18 protein-coding genes are annotated in these 18894 nt (G+C 45.5%); 12 read left to right on the top strand and 6 right to left on the bottom strand.

Features of this window, described 5'->3' with window-relative positions:
* The first annotated feature begins 71 nt into the window (after positions 1-71).
* Positions 72-887, top strand: a complete 816-nt coding sequence (mutM, locus tag EXU30_RS10970; RefSeq protein WP_130600003.1) for a bifunctional DNA-formamidopyrimidine glycosylase/DNA-(apurinic or apyrimidinic site) lyase — start codon at positions 72-74, stop codon at positions 885-887.
* Positions 888-1021: 134 nt separating this feature from the next.
* Here mutM and coaD read toward each other — a convergent pair whose 3' ends face one another.
* The gene (gene coaD / locus EXU30_RS10965) at positions 1022-1501 is read right to left on the bottom strand and encodes a pantetheine-phosphate adenylyltransferase (RefSeq protein WP_130600001.1); all 480 of its coding nucleotides are present in this window, start codon (positions 1499-1501) and stop codon (positions 1022-1024) included.
* Positions 1502-1513: 12 nt separating this feature from the next.
* Positions 1514-2944 carry a bifunctional D-glycero-beta-D-manno-heptose-7-phosphate kinase/D-glycero-beta-D-manno-heptose 1-phosphate adenylyltransferase HldE gene (hldE, locus tag EXU30_RS10960; protein WP_130599999.1) on the bottom strand — a complete coding sequence of 477 codons (1431 nt, stop codon included), beginning with the start codon at positions 2942-2944 and terminating at the stop codon, positions 1514-1516.
* Positions 2945-3241: 297 nt separating this feature from the next.
* Between hldE and rfaD the strand changes: the two genes are divergently transcribed.
* From rfaD to EXU30_RS10940, 4 genes are all read left to right on the top strand, one after another.
* Positions 3242-4195 carry an ADP-glyceromanno-heptose 6-epimerase gene (rfaD, locus tag EXU30_RS10955; protein ID WP_130599997.1) on the top strand — a complete coding sequence of 318 codons (954 nt, stop codon included), beginning with the start codon at positions 3242-3244 and terminating at the stop codon, positions 4193-4195.
* An 80-nt stretch (positions 4196-4275) separates the two neighbouring features.
* The gene (locus tag EXU30_RS10950) at positions 4276-5277 is read left to right on the top strand and encodes a glycosyltransferase family 9 protein (protein ID WP_130599995.1); all 1002 of its coding nucleotides are present in this window, start codon (positions 4276-4278) and stop codon (positions 5275-5277) included.
* A 69-nt stretch (positions 5278-5346) separates the two neighbouring features.
* Positions 5347-6126, top strand: a complete 780-nt coding sequence (locus EXU30_RS10945; protein WP_130599993.1) for a glycosyltransferase family 25 protein — start codon at positions 5347-5349, stop codon at positions 6124-6126.
* A 9-nt stretch (positions 6127-6135) separates the two neighbouring features.
* Complete coding sequence (locus EXU30_RS10940; protein ID WP_130599991.1) at positions 6136-7245, top strand: glycosyltransferase family 9 protein; 1110 nt, start codon at positions 6136-6138, stop codon at positions 7243-7245.
* Between the two features lie 91 nt (positions 7246-7336).
* Here EXU30_RS10940 and EXU30_RS10935 read toward each other — a convergent pair whose 3' ends face one another.
* Positions 7337-8416 (bottom strand): hypothetical protein, encoded by a 1080-nt coding sequence (locus tag EXU30_RS10935; protein WP_130599989.1) that lies wholly within the window; start codon positions 8414-8416, stop codon positions 7337-7339.
* A gap of 126 nt (positions 8417-8542) precedes the next feature.
* Positions 8543-9589: a glycosyltransferase family 9 protein gene (locus EXU30_RS10930; RefSeq protein ID WP_165399006.1), complete on the bottom strand. Its 1047-nt coding sequence runs from the start codon at positions 9587-9589 to the stop codon at positions 8543-8545.
* 133 nt (positions 9590-9722) lie between these two features.
* Here EXU30_RS10930 and EXU30_RS10925 point away from each other — a divergent pair, with 133 nt between their 5' ends.
* Positions 9723-10487 (top strand): 3-deoxy-D-manno-octulosonic acid kinase, encoded by a 765-nt coding sequence (locus EXU30_RS10925; protein WP_130599987.1) that lies wholly within the window; start codon positions 9723-9725, stop codon positions 10485-10487.
* On the opposite strand, the gene waaA is transcribed toward EXU30_RS10925, so the two are convergent.
* The gene (gene waaA / locus EXU30_RS10920) at positions 10484-11809 is read right to left on the bottom strand and encodes a lipid IV(A) 3-deoxy-D-manno-octulosonic acid transferase (RefSeq protein ID WP_130599985.1); all 1326 of its coding nucleotides are present in this window, start codon (positions 11807-11809) and stop codon (positions 10484-10486) included. The two genes, EXU30_RS10925 and waaA, sit on opposite strands and share 4 nt — an antisense overlap.
* A 122-nt stretch (positions 11810-11931) precedes the next feature.
* Between waaA and EXU30_RS10915 the strand changes: the two genes are divergently transcribed.
* The 6 genes from EXU30_RS10915 (at position 11932) to EXU30_RS10890 (ending at position 17665) form a co-directional block, all read left to right on the top strand.
* Positions 11932-12582 (top strand): TetR/AcrR family transcriptional regulator, encoded by a 651-nt coding sequence (locus tag EXU30_RS10915; RefSeq protein ID WP_130599983.1) that lies wholly within the window; start codon positions 11932-11934, stop codon positions 12580-12582.
* Positions 12583-13020: 438 nt separating this feature from the next.
* Complete coding sequence (locus tag EXU30_RS10910) at positions 13021-14214, top strand: glycine C-acetyltransferase (protein WP_130599981.1); 1194 nt, start codon at positions 13021-13023, stop codon at positions 14212-14214.
* Between the two features lie 10 nt (positions 14215-14224).
* Positions 14225-15250 carry an L-threonine 3-dehydrogenase gene (tdh, locus tag EXU30_RS10905; RefSeq protein ID WP_130599979.1) on the top strand — a complete coding sequence of 342 codons (1026 nt, stop codon included), beginning with the start codon at positions 14225-14227 and terminating at the stop codon, positions 15248-15250.
* Between the two features lie 114 nt (positions 15251-15364).
* Entirely contained in the window at positions 15365-15673 is a 309-nt protein-coding gene (gene glpE / locus EXU30_RS10900; RefSeq protein ID WP_130599977.1) for a thiosulfate sulfurtransferase GlpE, read from the top strand.
* Positions 15670-16518: a rhomboid family intramembrane serine protease GlpG gene (gene glpG / locus EXU30_RS10895; protein WP_130599975.1), complete on the top strand. Its 849-nt coding sequence runs from the start codon at positions 15670-15672 to the stop codon at positions 16516-16518. The genes glpE and glpG overlap by 4 nt, the downstream gene beginning before the upstream one ends.
* Positions 16519-16651: 133 nt before the next feature.
* On the top strand, positions 16652-17665 hold the full coding sequence (locus EXU30_RS10890; protein ID WP_130599973.1) for a glycosyltransferase family 9 protein: 1014 nt from the start codon (positions 16652-16654) through the stop codon (positions 17663-17665).
* A gap of 88 nt (positions 17666-17753) precedes the next feature.
* Here EXU30_RS10890 and elbB read toward each other — a convergent pair whose 3' ends face one another.
* Positions 17754-18407 (bottom strand): isoprenoid biosynthesis glyoxalase ElbB, encoded by a 654-nt coding sequence (gene elbB, locus EXU30_RS10885; RefSeq protein WP_130599971.1) that lies wholly within the window; start codon positions 18405-18407, stop codon positions 17754-17756.
* Between the last annotated feature and the right edge of the window lie 487 nt (positions 18408-18894).

Here is an 18894-nt window from a genome sequence, read left to right as displayed (position 1 = left end):
CGCCAACAAAAAACACACCAACAAACCTTGAGCTAACCACTGCCGCACACCAGTAAAGGAATAATCACGCCATGCCTGAATTACCCGAAGTAGAAGTGACCCGACTCGGTATTTCACCTCATCTTATCGCGCAAACCGTTACTGAGCTGATCGTGCGTAATCGTTCATTACGCTGGCCTGTGCCAGATGTTGCGAGCAATATCGTTGGTCAGCAGATTATTGATATTCGCCGCCGCGCGAAATACTTACTGATGGAGACTCAGGCTGGGGTCACCATAGTGCATCTGGGTATGTCCGGCAGTTTAAGGGTGCTGGCCAGTGATACCCCAGCCGAAAAACATGATCACATCGACCTTAAACTCGGTAATGGTCAAATGCTCAGGTTCAACGACCCCCGCCGCTTTGGAGCCTGGTTGTGGTATGAATTGCCTGAACATGCTCACCCATTGCTGGCAAAGCTCGGCCCTGAGCCACTAAGCGATGAATTTAACCTTGAGCAATTAAAAGCCGCGCTGGCGAACAAGAAAAAAGCCATCAAACTGTGCCTAATGGACAATCACATTGTGGTGGGTGTCGGTAATATTTATGCCAACGAAGCCTTGTTTGCCGCTGGGATTCACCCTCAAGCAGAGGCAGGCAAAGTCGATGATGCGCGCCTTACAGTCTTAGTCGCCGAGGTAAAACGAATTTTGGTTCAGGCGATTAAACAAGGCGGCACCACATTAAAAGATTTTACCAATGCCGACGGTAAGCCCGGCTATTTTGCCCAGAAACTACATGTCTATGGCCGCGGCGGTGAAACCTGCACCAGTTGTGGCAACCTGCTATCGGAAATCAAACTTGGGCAGCGAGCGACGGTGTTTTGCGGTTTGTGCCAAAGCAAGTAACTTACTAAGTCGTTAACGTGCGTGTGATATGAGTGGTGCATTCAATGCATAGGGGCATGGTGAAGGAATAAAAAAACGCGCTACAGTAGCGCGTTTTGTGGTTCTTAAAGCTCTTTATAGCTAGCTTTTAAACACTAGGCCTTCTGCTCATTTAAAGCGGCAGCAACAATCGGATGTACAAACTGACTAACATCCCCACCATGCAGTGCAACTTCTTTCACCAGTGAAGATGAAATAAACGAGTTTTCTTCTGCTGGAGTGAGAAACACACTTTCTAACTGCGGGCTCAGTCGGCGGTTCATATTGGCGAGCTGAAATTCATACTCAAAATCAGATACCGCACGTAAACCACGAACTAACACGCTGGCATTTTGCTGCTTAGCAAAGTCCACCAGCAGGCCACTAAAACCAACCACTTCAACATTATCAAGATGGGCAGTCACTTGCTGCAATAGCTCTACTCGCCTTTCTAAGCTAAACCTTGGTTGCTTAGTCGGGTTAGCGGCAATACCGATAATCACATGCTCAAACAAGTTTGCCGCACGCTCAATCAAATCGGCGTGGCCATTGGTTACTGGGTCAAAAGTGCCAGGATAAATCGCGCGTCTATGCATGAATCAAACGTCCTAGTTGTTTGCCTTAATATTTTCAATGATCTTAGTGGTCGAAACGCCGTCTTCAAAGCTCAGCACTTTCACCACACCGCCAGCTTCAATCACTTCTTTACCACCAGCAATCTCTTCAATCTTATAATCACCACCTTTGACAAGTAAATCAGGCAGTAATTTAGCAATCACTCGTTGTGGCGTGTCCTCAGAAAATGGCACTACCCAATCTACAGCGGCAAGGCCAGCAAGCACTGCCATACGGCGCTCAACAGGGTTCACCGGGCGACCTTCACCTTTCAGGCGTTTAACAGAGTCATCGTCGTTAACCGCAACAATCAGACGATCGCCTTGAGCACGAGCTTCATTTAAGTAACTCACGTGACCCGCGTGAAGAATATCAAAGCAACCATTGGTCATTACCACGCGCTCGCCAGCAAGTTTGGCGTGTTCAAGCGCATATGCCAATTGGTCTTCACTTACTACACCAAAACCCATTTCACCTTGGTGAACATTTAGTGATTGCGCAAGCTCAATGCGGCTCACAGTAGATGTACCCAGCTTACCGACCACAATACCAGCGGCAGCATTGGCGATAGCACAAGCCTGTGGCAAATCGCTACCGGCGGCTAACGATGAAGCCAATACTGAAATAACAGTATCACCCGCACCCGTTACGTCGTGCACTTCGCGCGCAACGGTTGGAATATGTAATTCGTCATTGTCACGGGTGATCAGGGTCATGCCCTTTTCTGAGCGAGTCACCAACAATGCCTCAAGGTCAAACTCATGCAGCAGCTTGTGGGCCTTTTCAACTAAGTCTGCTTCACTGGTCACCTTGCCAGCAACAAGTTCAAACTCAAGCATATTAGGCGTCAGCAGCGATGCTCCGCGATAACGTGAAAAGTCGCTACCTTTAGGGTCAACAAGCACCTTAACGCCTTGCTTCGTTGCCTGGGCAATAAAGTCGGTACAATCAGTTAATGCGCCTTTGGCGTAATCAGAAAGAATAACGACGTCAACTTCACCTAGCATTTTCACTGCAGATGCCATTAGCGCATGGCTTTCAGCTTCTGGGTAAGCTTCTTCAAAGTCTAAGCGAATAAGCTGCTGACTACGTGACATCACCCTTAACTTGGTGATAGTGGGTAGCTCGGCAACAGTGTGCCAGCATGGCTCGACACCAAGCGCTTTAATACCAGTAGTCAGCGCCTGAGCGTTTTCGTCGTCGCCAACAATACCCGCTAGTGCAACTTGCCCACCTAAGGTCGCAATGTTTAATGCCACGTTAGCGGCGCCGCCTGGGCGATCCTCACTTTGATTTATGCGTACGACTGGTACAGGAGCTTCTGGAGAAATACGTCCTGTATCACCTGCCCAATACCTATCGAGCATCACGTCTCCAACTACTAAGACTTTTGCTTGTTCAAATACGGGTAAAGTTACCTTCATAACGCCTATTCTTTCTGCTAAAAATTAAACCCCGATTGTACCTAAATTTGTTCACAGCTGTTACTTTTCATCAATTTAATTACTGCTTTATTCGAAGTTTCACGATTAAACGTAACCGCAAGGAGCAAAACTGTTATAATACAGCGCTATAAATCGGTGTAAAAAGCTACACCCAACAGTTGATACAGAGCATTAAGCTATATTTCAATTGGTCGAAATTGTTAAACAACTACTGCTGAACTAACAGACCTTAACTGAGTCTATCTTCAGTAGCCTTTAGTCAGAATAGGAATAAATATGATAGTCGTAACCGGTGCAGCGGGCTTTATTGGTAGTAACCTAGTCAAAACGCTTAACGAATTAGGCCGTAAAGATATCATTGCTGTTGACGATTTAACCGACGGCACCAAGATGTTTAACTTAGCCGACTGTGAAATTGCCGACTACCTAGACAAAGACCAGTTTCTAGCTTCGATTGAAGCCGGTGAATTTGACGGTAAGTTAGAAGTGATTTTCCATCAAGGCGCTTGCTCTACCACCACTGAGTGGGACGGTAAGTTCATGATGCAAAACAACTACGAATACTCTAAAACGCTACTGCATTTCTGCCAGCAACATAATTGCCAATTCATCTATGCATCATCTGCATCTGTATACGGCGGTAGCGAGAAGTTTGTCGAGCAGCGCGAGTTTGAAAAGCCACTTAACGTTTACGCTTACTCAAAGTTCTTATTCGACCAATATGTGCGTACTCAATCACTGACCTCTCAAGTTGCTGGTCTGCGTTATTTCAATGTCTATGGCCCGCGCGAGCAGCACAAAGGCGGAATGGCGAGTGTCGCTTTCCACTTCAATAACCAGATCAAAGAGAACCAAGTTTGTCGCTTATTTGCGGGAATTGACGGTTTTGAAGATGGTATGCAACTGCGTGACTTTGTGTACGTTAAAGATGTCGTTGCTGTAAATATTTGGCTATGGCAAAACCCTGAAGTGTCAGGCATCTTCAACTGTGGTACAGGCCAAGCGCAAAGCTTTAACGACGTCGCTAATGCAGTAATTAACTACCATAATGCAGGCAAAATTGAATACATCCCGTTCCCAGACAAGCTTAAAGGTGCATACCAAAGCTTTACCCAGGCAGACTTAACTCAGTTAAGAGCTGCGGGCTATACGGCGCCATTCAAAACCGTAGAGCAGGCAGTACCTGAGTACCTAGACTGGTTAGCAGAACAACATTTCATCGGCCAATAACCACCGCAAAGGAGACGGTATAAGCCGTCTCCCATACACAGCCCAACACTGTTTAATTAGGTTAAGTGAATAGCAAATCGATGAAGAAACTACTGCTAGTTAAGAACGATAAAATTGGCGATTTCGTCCTCATGTGGCCCGCATTTTACCTGCTAAAGACAGCGCTACCAGATACCAGTATCGAGGTGTTTGTGTCTCCAGTCGTTGCCGATTTTGCCAGAGCTTGCCCTTATATCGATAATGTCATTGCTGACACAGGTGATGATACTCAGCTAAGGCAAACCATCAATGATGCCAACTATGACGTGGTGTTAGTATCATCGTCTGAGTTAAGAATTTACAACCTGGTAAAAAACAGTGGTGCAAGCTACACCCTGGCGCCAAAACACAAATGGTTCCAGTATCTGTATAAACACAGAGTCAATAACCTGTACGAAAAACATGAAGGCTGCTGGCGTGGCGGCTGCTTGTTAGTCGAACACTTTTTAAAACACCATAATATTGCGATTCCTGTGTTACCAAAACAGTATTGGGATGCAAGCGAAAATCGTCACAAGTGGCTGCAACATTACGGCCATCAAGCGGGCGAGAAACTGATTTTTGTCCATCCAGGTACAGGTGGTTCATCAGGAAGAGTCGCTGAGTCAGACTATATTAATCTCATCACTCAACTGCATGGCCAGCTTAACCACCCAGTTAGGTTTATCTTGACCTATAATGGCGATGAGCTGGTGTTAGCGCAAAATATCCATCAAGGGTTAGCACAATCTGATATCAATATTGATATTGCCAAACCATTATCGAGTTTGACCGATTTTGCAGAGTCTATTGTCGCCGCAGATATGTTTATTGCTGGCTCAACGGGGCCGCTACACCTTGCGGGATTGCACAATGTCGCCACCGTGGGTTTTTATGCAGGGCGCCGCTCAGCGCCGCATATTCGCTGGCAGACTTTATCGCAAGCAGAAAAACGCTTTGCTTTTACCCCGCCAGTTGGCCGCAAGAGCGGTCGCAACATGGCGTTGATTGATTTTGATAAAGTTGCGACAGAGACAGCACAATATCTAAATGCTCAAGACTAGTTAGGCTAATCTAACAACCCATAGCAGCGAACAACCGAAACGACGAGATAAAAAGAGAATTTACTCAAGATGCATAACTTCAAAGTTTTTGTCATTAACTTAGCAAGCTCCGCTGAGCGCCTTAAGCACATCACTGAGCAATTAGGCAAATTCCAGGTACCGTTTGAACGCATTGATGCAGTTGATGGCCGTAAGCTTAGCGATGAAGAAATCGAGAAATACTCTCCTCAATCATTAGTACAACAGCACTATTTTCGCCCGCTAAATAAAGGGGAAGTTGGCTGCAGTCTCAGTCACCAAAAAGCATGGCAAAAAATTCTCGACGATGATTTAGATTTTGCCATCATTTTAGAAGATGACATTTATCTAAAGGACAATTTCAAATCCATTGTAGAACTGATGGCTGAACTACCAACAATGGACTGGGACTATATAAAGTTATTCCCATTTAAAAAAGGCGGCGAAAGTAACGTTCGCGATTCAATTGAATATAAAGGGCATCGTTTCGTTAGTTACCACAAGTACCCTATTAGCGCCGTTGGCCAAATAATTAGTCGCCGCGGAGCCCAAGCTTTGATAAAAAATATGCCATATGTTGTTCAACCGGTAGATGGTCATATCAAGTCTTGGTGGGAGCTCGATATTACGCCTTTCGGCTTATCACCGTATTGCATAGGCATCGATGTCGATGGCCAATCGGATATCAACCCTGGTCAGCAAGAGCTCAACAAACTCAAGCAACGTAAAGTGCATAAAATCCTTCTCAATTGGAAACGTGCATTTAACCGAATGCTAGCTACACCTAAGCTAGACAAAGCCTTTAATCAATTTAAACAACAGCTTAAGTAGGATATCAATATGATACCGGTTGTTAGCCACTCACAGTTACAACAAGCCAAGCGAGTGCTGTACATGAGCCACCTCGCGATTGGAGACTTCGTCTACCAAGGCGTGTGGTTACAAGCACTTAAACATAAGTACCCTCAGCTAAGTATTGATATTTGGTTTGATGATTGTCGCAGCAAACCCCAAGACTGGGCTGCTGGACGCAATAAAACCTTAACGGAATGGATTGATGCTACAGAAGAATTTGACGACACCTATCCAATTGTTGCGGATCTTGAACAGCGCGCGCAATCAATTGCGAAAGCGCAAGCAAAACAGTACGACATTATTGTGTTTGTCGGCAAGAACCGCCCTGAAAAGTTTGCAAAAATTGCCAGACAGATTTCACATAGCGCACAAATAGCAGTAACCAATAGCAAGCCACTATCTAACCCCATTGCTAACTACATGCACATGAAAAAGATGGATGGCGTGATTAGCTATGACAACATTGCCGCCAAGGTATCGCACATTACCGAGCTATACAGCCAGTGTTTTAACCAACTTTTGGGATTAGAAACAAGTGATCTGGTTGCAGGCAAGCAGCAATTACCACTTGCAGTTAAGCCTGAGTATTTAGCACTAGTTGAACCAACTGTAAGTAAGCTGGTCGCGCAAGAACAAGATAAAAAACTGGTATTTATAAATCATTTATCCACTGCATCAAAAAAAGATTACCCTTGGGAAGGTGTTAAGACACTCATTGTCGAGCTAAGCAAGCAGCATCCAACACTGGCGTTTATTGTTAATACCCCGCCTGACAAGCTTGATGAAGTCGAGCAGGCAATCGCGCAAGACGGTGACTTATCTAACCTTGCAGTATGTGCCTCAACAGCAAAGACCAACTTCTTTGAGCTACCCGCGTTAATGAGCCTGTGTAGCCTAGTTATTACCGTAGATACCGCCACTGCGCATTTGGCATTAAGCCTAGACGTGCCGCAAGTCACTATCATGGCAAGTGACTTTAAATTATGGCAGCCACAAGGTAATAGCATTATTTTGGAAGGAAACGGCAAAGCAAGACAAGTCGCCGTAAAAGATGTCATCGCAGCAGCAAACCAACAATTGAGTGCTATCATCTAGCACTCATCCAATACACATCTAGCGCTCAACCTCAACTAACGCTCGATTTTTCAATCGCAAATTCTCATCAACGGTTAATAGGGTTAACAACTTAGATGTGAGCTTGCGTATTGACCAACTGTTGCAGTTTGTCCATCGCCGCTACTAACCCATTCTCAGTAGGTGACGCCTGTAAACTAGCAGACAGCTCCTGAAAACTCTGCTCTTTAAGTAACCCAAGCACAGTACTTAGCAGTGACTGATAACTCGCATCTGCTGCAAGCACCATGTGCGCCTGAGCACATTTTCTAATTCTATCTGGCTGGTCTTTCGATACAGGCGCTACGACAGTAGGAACTTTCAGAGCGATTGATTGCAATAGGGTATCTCCGCCACTCAATACCGCAGCTTTAGCTCCGTTTAGCAAGCTAATAAACTCTTTAGTATCAAGCGCAGATATAGCAATCACACCAGGCAACTCAGGCAGTGGTTTAGGGTAGTTCGGCCCAAACACCATCACGCTAGGAACTTGCGTTTCCATATAAGCTTGCTGGGCAACTTTCGCCCATACGTCAGCGGCCAACAAATTATTGTTAAGTAAATGTCCGCCAGAGCCTGCACTAAAGAATAAATATTGTTTTGCTACTAACTGATATCTCTGCAGTAATTGCTGCTGCAGTTTAATATCTGGGTGCGGAAAAATACTGCCAATGCAAATTGGCTCTGGCCGCTTAATCAAATTGAGCTTGAAGCGATTAAACGCCGAAATATCACCAATCACGAATTCAGGTTGTACTACCCAGTGACTATCAGTCGCCAATGCTCGCTCCAGCTTCATGCCGCGAGCACGCTTACGTTTATGCTGACTGATAAACACCACTTGCGCGCCAGAGCGTTTGGCATGCTTTAGCTGTGATTTTCTGCCAGCAGCATCAAAAATCACTACATCGGGTTTAAGCTCAGTAATGAGCTGATTCACTTCCTTGATTTTTTTGGTGGGCGTATCGTCAAGTAAATGCGTGCGATAGTGGCAGCTATGACAATAAGGCGCATGTCGATTCAATACAAAATCAATTTGGGCATTTGGCCATTGACATTTTGCTTCATCAGCAATAATGGTTGAGCGCATATATTCACCAATACCTTCATCTGAAGATACTGGAATAAACAACAGCTTTGGCTCATTTGGCATGGTTACATCCGTTTACTTTTGAGGGCAGTTCATCTACATCCTGGTAGAACTGTTGAGCAAAGCGCACGTATCGCTTTGCTTGGAACAAATCCTAACATGGTTAATTGAGGTTTTTACACCAATTTATCAACGCGGTCTAACTTGTTTATCAACGCAATCTAACTTGGCAATCACATCTTCAACACTGATCATTGCCATCAAATTTTCGCCCTTGGCGCGTTTACCCCATTTTACCTCGCCTACAACCTGCTGAGCTATTGCTTGCGGGTAAACATTTGCAACCAAGTCCTGACTAAAATAGGGGCCTGTTCGACCTGGGTTTGAGTGCGCATACAAACCAACCACAGGTGTACCTTGGGTCACTGCCATATGTGCAGGGCCAGTGTCAGGCGCAAGTACCACTGAGGCGCGCTTTAGTATGGCAAGCATTTGCGTTAATGAGGTCTTACCAACCAGGTTTTCAATGCTATTGGTTCCTTGGTTGACGATTTGTGTCGCAAGCTCACTTTCAAGCTTACTTGGCCCGCCACACAGCAATACTCGATAACCTTGAGCTACTGCATAATCGGCAACCTTGGCATAGCGCTCAGGTAGCCAGTTACGCTCTGCTTTACTGGCTGCAGGGCAAATCACTAAGGTTTTAGCGTCATCACTAATTTGCGTGGCAGCAAAATGCGTGTCCGCCTCAGGTACAGGGATATTCCAGCTCGGGGTAATATCCGTTACACCAATGGCTTTAGCGAAGCCCATAAAGCCATCAAGCACATGGGGTTGATGCTGCGGCGCAATGGCAGCATTGGTCACTAACCACTGGCCTTCTTTAGCCCTCGCCTTGTCAAAACCTATGCGGGTTTTCGCTTTAATCATTAGCGAAGCAATGGTAGCCCTTAGTGCAACTTGCATATGCAGCAGCACATCAAACTTTTGCCCTTTTAATGCCGTACGTAAATTGCGGTAGCTGCGCCAGCCTTGTGACTTATCAAACACCACAAACTCGACATTAGGCAGATGCTTCACCAGTTGGTGCTCAACCTTACCGATTACCCAGGTGATTTTCAGGTTTGGGTAATGACGTTGAATCGCTTGCACCATAGCCACGCCATGGCAAACATCACCTATAGCGGATAAGCGCAATAAACATAAAGATTGGATTGAGCTGAAATCGTTAGACATGTTCACCTGCTGGCAATGTTCGCCCAATAAGGCGAGGCTAAGGGCTTGAAATTGTGAGTAATCGCAAGCCCAGAATTTTAAGGTATAATGCGTTTTTTATCTACTTTATAAGCCTTAGCTTTCGCGAGCACGCATGCAAATAAAATCTACTCCGACAGGCGTTATCGCTTGGTGCTGTGAGCAAGCAGCAAACCTTACACCTGAAGATTTCAAGGTGACACCTTGGCAGGAAAAGGGTCAAGTTACAGGCCAATCTCGCGGCCGCTATACGACTTGGTTTGTCAAACCAGAGCAGTTGGAAAAAACCGAGCATAGCGTTAAGCCAGAGCAGAGTGTTAATGAGCACGATGACTGCGAGTGGGTTTTACGCCACTACTGGCGCGGTGGTCTTGCTGAAAAGTTGTCTAAAGATGCCTATCTGTATACAGGCAAACTCAATACTCGCGCCTTTGCTGAATTAGCTTTACTTGAAAAGCTGTATCAACAAGGTTTCGCCGTACCAAGACCAATCGCCGCCAATGTTGAACGCTTCGCTTTATGGTATCGCGCTGACATTATTATCGAGCGTATCGCTGGCGCAAAAGATCTAGTTGCACACTTATCAAATGAGCCAATGACCGACGCCCAGTGGCAGCATTTAGGAGCCACAATCGCTAAATTCCACCAACATGGGGTGTATCACGCCGATCTTAACGCTAAGAATATTCTGCTGAGCGCAGATAAATTCTATCTGATTGATTTTGACCGCGGCGAAATGCGTAAACCATACAATAGCTGGCAACAGGCAAATCTTGCTCGCCTACTGCGTTCATTTAATAAAGAGCTAGGTAAGCAGCCACAATTGCATTTCAGCGAAGATAATTGGCAACAGCTCATCCGGGGCTATCAAAGCGCCTAGCCTGCTAGCACTGGCGAGATAGCATCAAAGTGCGCTTTTAACGCGCCTTTGTTTTGCTCCACCACAGCAAGCGCTGCCTTACATTGCTGCTGATGCGCTTGCTTGTCATCCCAATTTAACAGCAAGAATTGCGCTAATTCATCTGCAGGCTGAGCGTGGTTTAAATCATCCCCCTTCGAGCCGTTAGCTCCTGATCCAGAGCTATCTGCTGCAACCACCTTTAACCCACCAGCTTGCTTAAGCAACTGAGTAATTTCGGCAAAATCCCAGTGATGCGGGCCAACAAATACATTCAACCCCATAGCCGCAGGTTCAAGTGGGTTGTGACCACCATTTTCAATCAAGGTGCCACCCACAAATGCTTGATCGGCTGTGCCATAGAGCATCAATAATTCACCCATGGAATCGCCAAGTAACACCTGGGTTTGTTCTTTAACAGCTTGCCCTTCACTGCGACGCAGCAAGTTCAATCCAACACTGTTTACTGCCTTCGCTGCCGCGTCAAATTGCTCCGGGTGACGCGGCGCCATAATTAACAATGCATTTGGATAGTGTGCTAACACTTGCTTATGGGCCTGCAGCATAATGTCGAACTCACCAGGATGAACACTACCTGCTACCCAAACTGGGGCGGTTTGTCTTTGCCAAAGGCTGCGAAGTTCATGCGCCTGCTCACGCTTGCTGGCATCAATATTGATATCAAACTTAACACTACCAGTCACTTGAACACGCTGAGTATCAACACCTAGCTTGAAAAAGCGCTCAGCCTCGGTCTGGCTCTGCACCAACACTTTGTCGAGTGTTTTCAACATCGGAATGCTGAGCTTAGGTTTTGCCTGATATTTATCAGCCGATTTTTGCGATAGTCGCGCATTTGCCAGTATCAACTCAACGCCGCGTTTATTGGCAAAATGAACTAGGTTTGGCCATAGCTCAGTTTCCATAATCACGCACACTTTTGGATTAACCTGATTAAGAAACCGCTGCACGGCATAACTAAAATCTAAAGGCAGATAACAATGCTGGACACTGTCGCCAAACGCCTTGGTAACTTGCTCTGAACCAGTTGGACTTGTGGTAGTAATGGTGAATTTTTTAGCGGGATATTGCTGCATTAGCTGTTTAATCAAATCCACTGCAGCTAGGGTTTCGCCCATGGATACACAATGAAATAACACATCGGTTTGCACTAGCTTTGAAAAACCAAAGCGCTCAGACCAACGCTTGCGATAATCAGCGCTTTTAATACTGCGAAAACCAAGGTAGAGCACCACTAAAGGTGCCAGTAGATACAGTAACAGTGAATAAACTGAGCGAGTCATAACAAAGACTTAAATGATTTTGCGAAACATAGCCGCAATGCTACCATACTCGCTGTTAATAAGGATATGTGTGCGACCTAGCCCCTTGAGCTAGGCAATAAATGACTGACTTTGGAAGTGCTATGAAAACCCGCGATAAAATTGTTTTTGCCAGCCTAGAGCTGTTTAATGAGCACGGTGAACGCAACATCACCACTAACCATATCGCGGCTCACTTAGGTATTAGCCCCGGCAACCTGTACTACCACTTTCGCAACAAAGAAGACATTATCAACTCTATCTTTACCTTATACGAAACCCACCTAGAAAATGGCTCTAAGCCATATCAAGACGTTGCGATTGATATCGAGCTGCTCCTTGGCTATTTCGATGCCATGTTTTACACCATGTGGCAATTCCGCTTCATGTACGCCAACTTAGCTGACATTTTAAGCCGCGATGAAAAACTCAAGCAGCGCTATTTAGTGGCGCAAAGAAATGTTCTAGAAAGCTCAAGCAACGTTCTGCGCCAGCTTACTAACGACGGCTTTCTAGCAGTTGATGAAAACATCATAGCCGAGCTTGCTGACACACTAAAAATGATGGTCAGCTTCTGGATCAGCTACCAACTAACCCAATCAGATGACTCAGCCATCACTAAAGCAACCTTATACAAAGGCTTGTTAAGAGTGCTGATGGTATTTAAGGCATACTCAACTGAACACTCGCGCGATACCTTTGACCGCTTAGAGCAGCACTACCGCGCCATGATTGAGAAACCAGGACAAGGCTAAGCTGACAGCTTAGGTTTATGAGCAAGAGTTCAAGAACTAAAGCAATCAGCTAGGACGTATAACTTCCGCTTATGAACCACAACTTAAAGCTGTGTTCCAGTACTAATTTGCGCTAACAAGCCTTTAGGTCGCCTATCGTTTACTGCTCTAACTTGTTGTCAATGCAAACCTTCCTCTGGCACTCAATTAAACTCACCAAACAACCCCAATATACTCGCTGTTAACGCTAATTCACAAAGTATTAGGATTAGTTTTACTTATCAAAAAATCGACTCAGCCCTAATCTCTTTTATATAACGGCCACGGTTAAAAAAAACGCTGTGGCTGGGGGTTATTTAGGAGTAGAATGCCCGACATACTCCACTCCAAGCAAACTTGTTTAAAACACAAATTGACTACACTTGGATTAACATAATAACCATTAGCAGGAGACATCAGGTGGCCTCTACTTCATTCTACGACCGTATCAATCAGCAGCTAGCTGAAGTTAAAGCCGACGGCTTATACAAAAGCGAACGCGTGATCACTTCAGCCCAGCAAACGGCAATCGACGTAAACGATGATAAAGTCATCAACTTCTGTGCGAATAACTACCTTGGTTTAGCGAATCACCCAGAGCTAATTAAAGCCGCGCAAAATGGCCTAGATAACCACGGTTTCGGTATGGCGTCAGTGCGCTTTATCTGCGGTACGCAAGACATCCATAAGCAACTTGAAGCTAGCCTAAGTGAATTTTTAGGCATGGAAGACACCATTCTTTACTCTTCTTGCTTTGACGCTAACGCGGGCCTTTTCGAAACTCTACTAGACGCCAACGACGCGATTGTGTCTGATGCACTAAACCACGCTTCAATTATCGATGGTGTTCGCTTGTGTAAGGCTAAGCGCTTCCGTTACGCCAACAATGATATGGCTGATCTTGAGCAACAACTTATTGCCGCTACTGAAGCAGGTGCGCGTAATATTCTAATCGCCACCGACGGTGTATTCTCAATGGACGGCGTGATTGCCAACCTACAAGGCGTTTGCGATTTAGCCGACAAGTACGGTGCACTTGTGATGGTTGATGACTCTCACGCAGTCGGTTTTGTGGGTCAGCAAGGCCGTGGTACTCATGAGTACTGTGAAGTCATGGATCGCGTAGACATCATTACAGGTACGCTTGGTAAAGCACTGGGCGGCGCATCTGGTGGTTTCACCGCAGCCAAAAAAGAAGTGGTTGATTGGTTACGTCAGCGCTCGCGCCCTTACCTATTCTCTAACTCATTAGCACCTTCAATTGTCAGTGCATCAATTCGCGTACTTGAAATGCTTAAAGATGGCCAAGAGCTACGTGAAGCAGTATGGGAAAACAGCCGTTACTTCCGCGAGCAAATGTCAGCGGCAGGCTTTAACTTAGGCGGTGCAGATCATGCCATTATTCCTGTGATGATTGGTGATGCAAAACTTGCTAGCGACTTTGCTAACCGCCTACTGGCAGAAAACATCTATGTGATTGGCTTCTCTTTCCCAGTCGTACCTAAAGGTCAGGCACGTATTCGTACGCAAATGTCTGCAGCACACACTCGTGAGCAACTAGACCATGCAATCGGCGCCTTTACCCGCATCGGTAAAGAAATGGGCATAATCTAAGGTCGCGAACATGAAAGCACTAAGCAAATTAAAGCCTGAAGAAGGCATTTGGATGGTTGATGCGCCTAAGCCTGAGCTAGGCCATAACGACCTGCTAATTAAAATTAAGAAAACCGCCATTTGCGGCACCGATGTGCACATCTACAACTGGGACGAGTGGTCACAAAACACCATTCCTGTGCCAATGATTGTTGGTCATGAGTATGTGGGTGAAGTCGTTGATATGGGTCAGGAAGTACGTGGTTTTAGCGTAGGCGACCGCGTATCAGGTGAAGGTCACATTACCTGTGGTCACTGCCGAAACTGTCGTGGCGGCCGCACTCACCTTTGTCGCAACACCTCAGGTGTGGGCGTTAATCGTCAAGGTGCATTTGCTGAATATCTAGTTATTCCTGCATTTAATGCTTTTAAAATCCCTGCAGATATCTCTGACGATCTTGCTTCTATTTTTGACCCTTTTGGTAATGCAGTGCACACAGCTTTGTCGTTCGACCTAGTGGGTGAAGATGTGCTGATCACAGGTGCTGGCCCAATTGGCATTATGGCAGCTGCAGTGTGTAAGCATGTTGGCGCGCGCCATGTGGTGATCACAGACGTTAACGAGTACCGCCTAGAGCTTGCCCGTAAAATGGGCGCCACCCGCGCGGTTAACGTTGCCAATGAAGATCTCAAGTCAGTGATGGACGAGCTAGGCATGACCGAAGGCTTTGACGTTGGTTTAGAAATGTCAGGCGTACCGTCAGCATTCCACTCTATGCTGGATACTATGAACCACGGCGGTAAAATCGCTATGTTAGGTATTCCTGGCAAAGATATGGCGATTGACTGGAGCAAGGTGATCTTTAAAGGCTTAATCTTAAAAGGTATTTATGGTCGTGAGATGTTTGAAACCTGGTACAAGATGGCAAGTCTCATTCAGTCAGGTTTAGACCTGTCGCCTATCATTACTCACCACTACAAGGTTGATGACTTCCAGCAGGGTTTTGATGCCATGCGCTCAGGTCAATCAGGTAAGGTAATCTTAGATTGGCAGTAACCAGTTAATGCGCAATGACTGCGCTAGCTAAGTAACCACAAACTTTAAGGGTTGTCGTCAGGCAGCCCCTTACTTCATAATCTGCATAAATCTTAAGCCCTTTTGGTAACCGCAATGTCTAACTTTAAACACTTATCCATCAATGAACTTATTCACATGCAAGCCGAACAAAGCGACCTGCAAATTGTGGATATTCGCGATGCCGCAAGTTTTGCACAAGGGCACATTCAAGGTGCAACCCACCTAACCAATGAAAACATCGCCCATTTCATTGCCGATGCCGACATGGACGCACCATTAATCGTGGTGTGCTATCACGGTATAAGCAGTCAAGGCGCTGCCACTTACTTAATTGAGCAAGGCTTTGATGATGTTTATAGCCTTGATGGTGGCTTCACTGCATGGAGTAGCGCTCACGCATGATAGAACTTGGAGTGATACCAAATGCGCGAATGGCGCAGGCATTTATCGATTACCTTGCAGGATTAGGGATCAGCTGCCACGCCATGCCAGTTGAGCAAGGTGTGAAGCTAGTGTTAGCCAATTCAACCGACTTAATTCGTGCGAGCGAAGAACTTGAACTTTTCATCAAAAATCCAAACGATCCTAAATATCTACAGGCATCATGGGACAATGGCGATGCCGGGGTTAAATTCGACTATGGTTCTGGCGGGTTAGGCTTAGCTGCGCAATTTATCACAGGTGCAGGCCCACTTACGCTGGTCATATTTGCAGTATGTGTCCTGCTATTTGCAGTGATGAATCTAGGCTTTGGTAATCAAGTCTACAGCGCTTTATCATTCTTCAATGCGGTGCCTGGCGCAGACCTTGAGCAAATTTGGCGAGTGTTCACTCCAAGCTTGATGCACGGCTCCATCATGCACGTCGTATTTAACCTGCTGTGGTGGTGGTATCTTGGTGGCAAGATTGAAAACCGACTCGGCACTATGCCGTTACTCACACTGTTGTTGGTTGCTGGCACCTTGCCAAATATCGTGCAGTATTTTGTGTCTGGCCCTAACTTTTTAGGTATTTCTGGTGTGGTATACGCACTGGTTGGCTATAGCTATCTCATGGGTAAACGCAGTCCCCAAAGTGGTATTTTCCTGCCAGACTCTTACATGGGCTTTATGATCATTTGGTTGGTTTTAGGCTTTACCGATATTCTCGGTGTTTCCATGGCAAATGGCGCCCATATTGGCGGCTTAGCAGTTGGCTTATTGCAAGCGCGAATCGACTCACGTAACTCTCGCCACATCAAACATTAGCAACACAGCGATTAACCAAAACATGGCGAAATCGCCCGTATAGCACACGATTATGGCAACAATAGCCCCAGGCTAATTGTGTAAATACCTAGAGCAAGGTATAAAGAGTTTTTTAATTTGAGGCATCTGAAATATGGAACGTATTCTCGTAGTCAGGGTAGATAAATTGGGCGATTTTTGTCACTCATTACCAGCTATTTCATTATTAAAACGCTCACTTCCTGATGCGCAAATTGACGTTATTGTGTCGCCGATTATTGAGCCATTGGCTAAGCAGTTTGATTTTATAGACAACCTGTTGATTTACCGTAAAGACGACCCTCAACTAGTTGATACGATTAAACAAAGAAACTATCAAGCAGCTTTGATCATGCATAGCCATAAGCATATGGCGCAAGTTGTTAAGCAAGCGAATATTCCTTACCGCCTAGGCCAACGTCGCAAGTGGTTTCAGTACCTTTATACCCACAGAGCACCATTAAATCGCAGTGCCTGCCTAAAACCAGAATGGCGCTACTGTACTGATCATATTGAGTACTTCTTATGTAAGCACCATATCCCGCCTGCCGACATCCACCAAAGGCTGTGGGATATCGCTGAGCAAAAGCCGCAGTGGCAAGAATTCTATGGCAAAACCAATTATGAACTGATGGTATTTATCCACCCAGGAAGTGGCGGCTCAGAAGGCTCATTATCGCCCGCTCAGTTTGTCGACATTGCCGACAATCTAGCGCAAAAATGCCAACACAAACTCAAATTTGTAGTCACATTTGGCCCAGGCGAAGAGCAACTTGCTGATACCGTAGCCAAGCAACTGCAAGACAAGCAGCATGATGCCTTACCAGCTAAACCCATTAAAGATATCGCCGAATTCTCACGCTCACTGGTCGCCGCCGATGTGATGATTGCTGGCTCAACTGGGCCACTGCACGTTGCGAGTCTACACAATGCGATTACGGTTGGCTTCTATCCCCATGAGTCTCGTGACGATAAGATCCGTTGGCAAACTTTAAGTGACGACTACAAGCGCCTGTCATTTTCACCGCCTATGGGTAAGAGTACTGGGGCGAACCTAGCTTTAGTCGACACTAAACTTGCAGGCACTAAAGCCGCTGAAAAAATCAATGCTTTATATGGTGACAACTAGCGTTCTGTTTCACTAACGCTAAACCAATAAAAATGCGGCTAGGGAGTAACTCCTGCCGCATTTTTGACAGCTTAAAGCATCAAACTAACTAAGCCATGCTGATCACTTGTTTGACTAATTTTTCGATTCCCTCATTCGCCTCGGCTATATTAGTCGCCAACATGTAGGCAGGTGTTGTCACTAACTTGTTTGCTTCATCCACAACAATCTCATCAACGTTTGCATCCACATGTGTCGCGCCCATTTGATTCACAGCAGCGGCAGTATCAATATCTGTACCTATGGTTGCTTGCACATTCTCACCGTAAATAAGTGGCACCATTACTGGCGCAATACACATCATGCCTACAGGTTTGCTAGCTAAAGCAAACTCTCGAATAAACTGCTCCACTTGTGGAGCGATCGTGCAGTCTTTGCCGTTTAAGGCAAAGTTACATAGGTTTTTCGCTGCGCCAAAGCCGCCAGGCACAATCAGTGCATCGAACTCTTCAAGCTCTAGGTTAGTCACATCTTTAATTTCACCACGAGCAATGCGAGCAGCCTCAACTAGCACGTTACGTGAAGCGCCTTCATCAACCTCGCCGGTTAAATGATTCACTACGTGTAGCTGAGCAATGTCAGGGGCAAAACACTGATAACTTGCGCCAGCTTTAACCACTGCCAGTAGCGTCAGAACGCTTTCATGAATTTCTGCCCCATCAAAAACACCGCTACCACTTAGTAAAACTGCTACCTTTTTCATGCTGTTACTCCATATCCTTTTTGAGCTCAAAAATTAATTTAACAAAAAACAAACAAAACTATTGATCTGAGAACCAATCATGCTAACTTAGTTGCTCGAAATAATGTGACGAAAAAATCAACAGTGAGATCGACTCTCTGTTACCTCAGGGAAGTGACAATATTTTGCAACTCATTTCGATTAAGTCTTGCAAAATTTGACCAACTTTTGTTAGGGATAACAATCACACCGATCGCCGTTCTATGTTTGTGTCATATCTGATTACTTTGAAAAAGTCCACATATATTATTTTTTTTCAAAGATCATCACTCAGCTCACATTATTTTAAAAATACAATAAAAAACAGTGATTTATACTTTTGCGCTTGCACTATGTCGAAAAAGTAATTTCTACTAACAGGTTTTAACTAACAGACTTATCCACAGGCTGTTGGTCAACTTACTGTGCCTGAGATCTTACTATTATCAATAGGATCACCCACATAACG

This window comes from Shewanella maritima (genome assembly GCF_004295345.1).
In the GTDB taxonomy this organism is placed as follows: domain Bacteria; phylum Pseudomonadota; class Gammaproteobacteria; order Enterobacterales; family Shewanellaceae; genus Shewanella; species Shewanella maritima.
The sequence above is the reverse complement of the archived record's forward strand: the minus strand, read 5'-3'. Positions and strand labels throughout refer to the sequence as shown.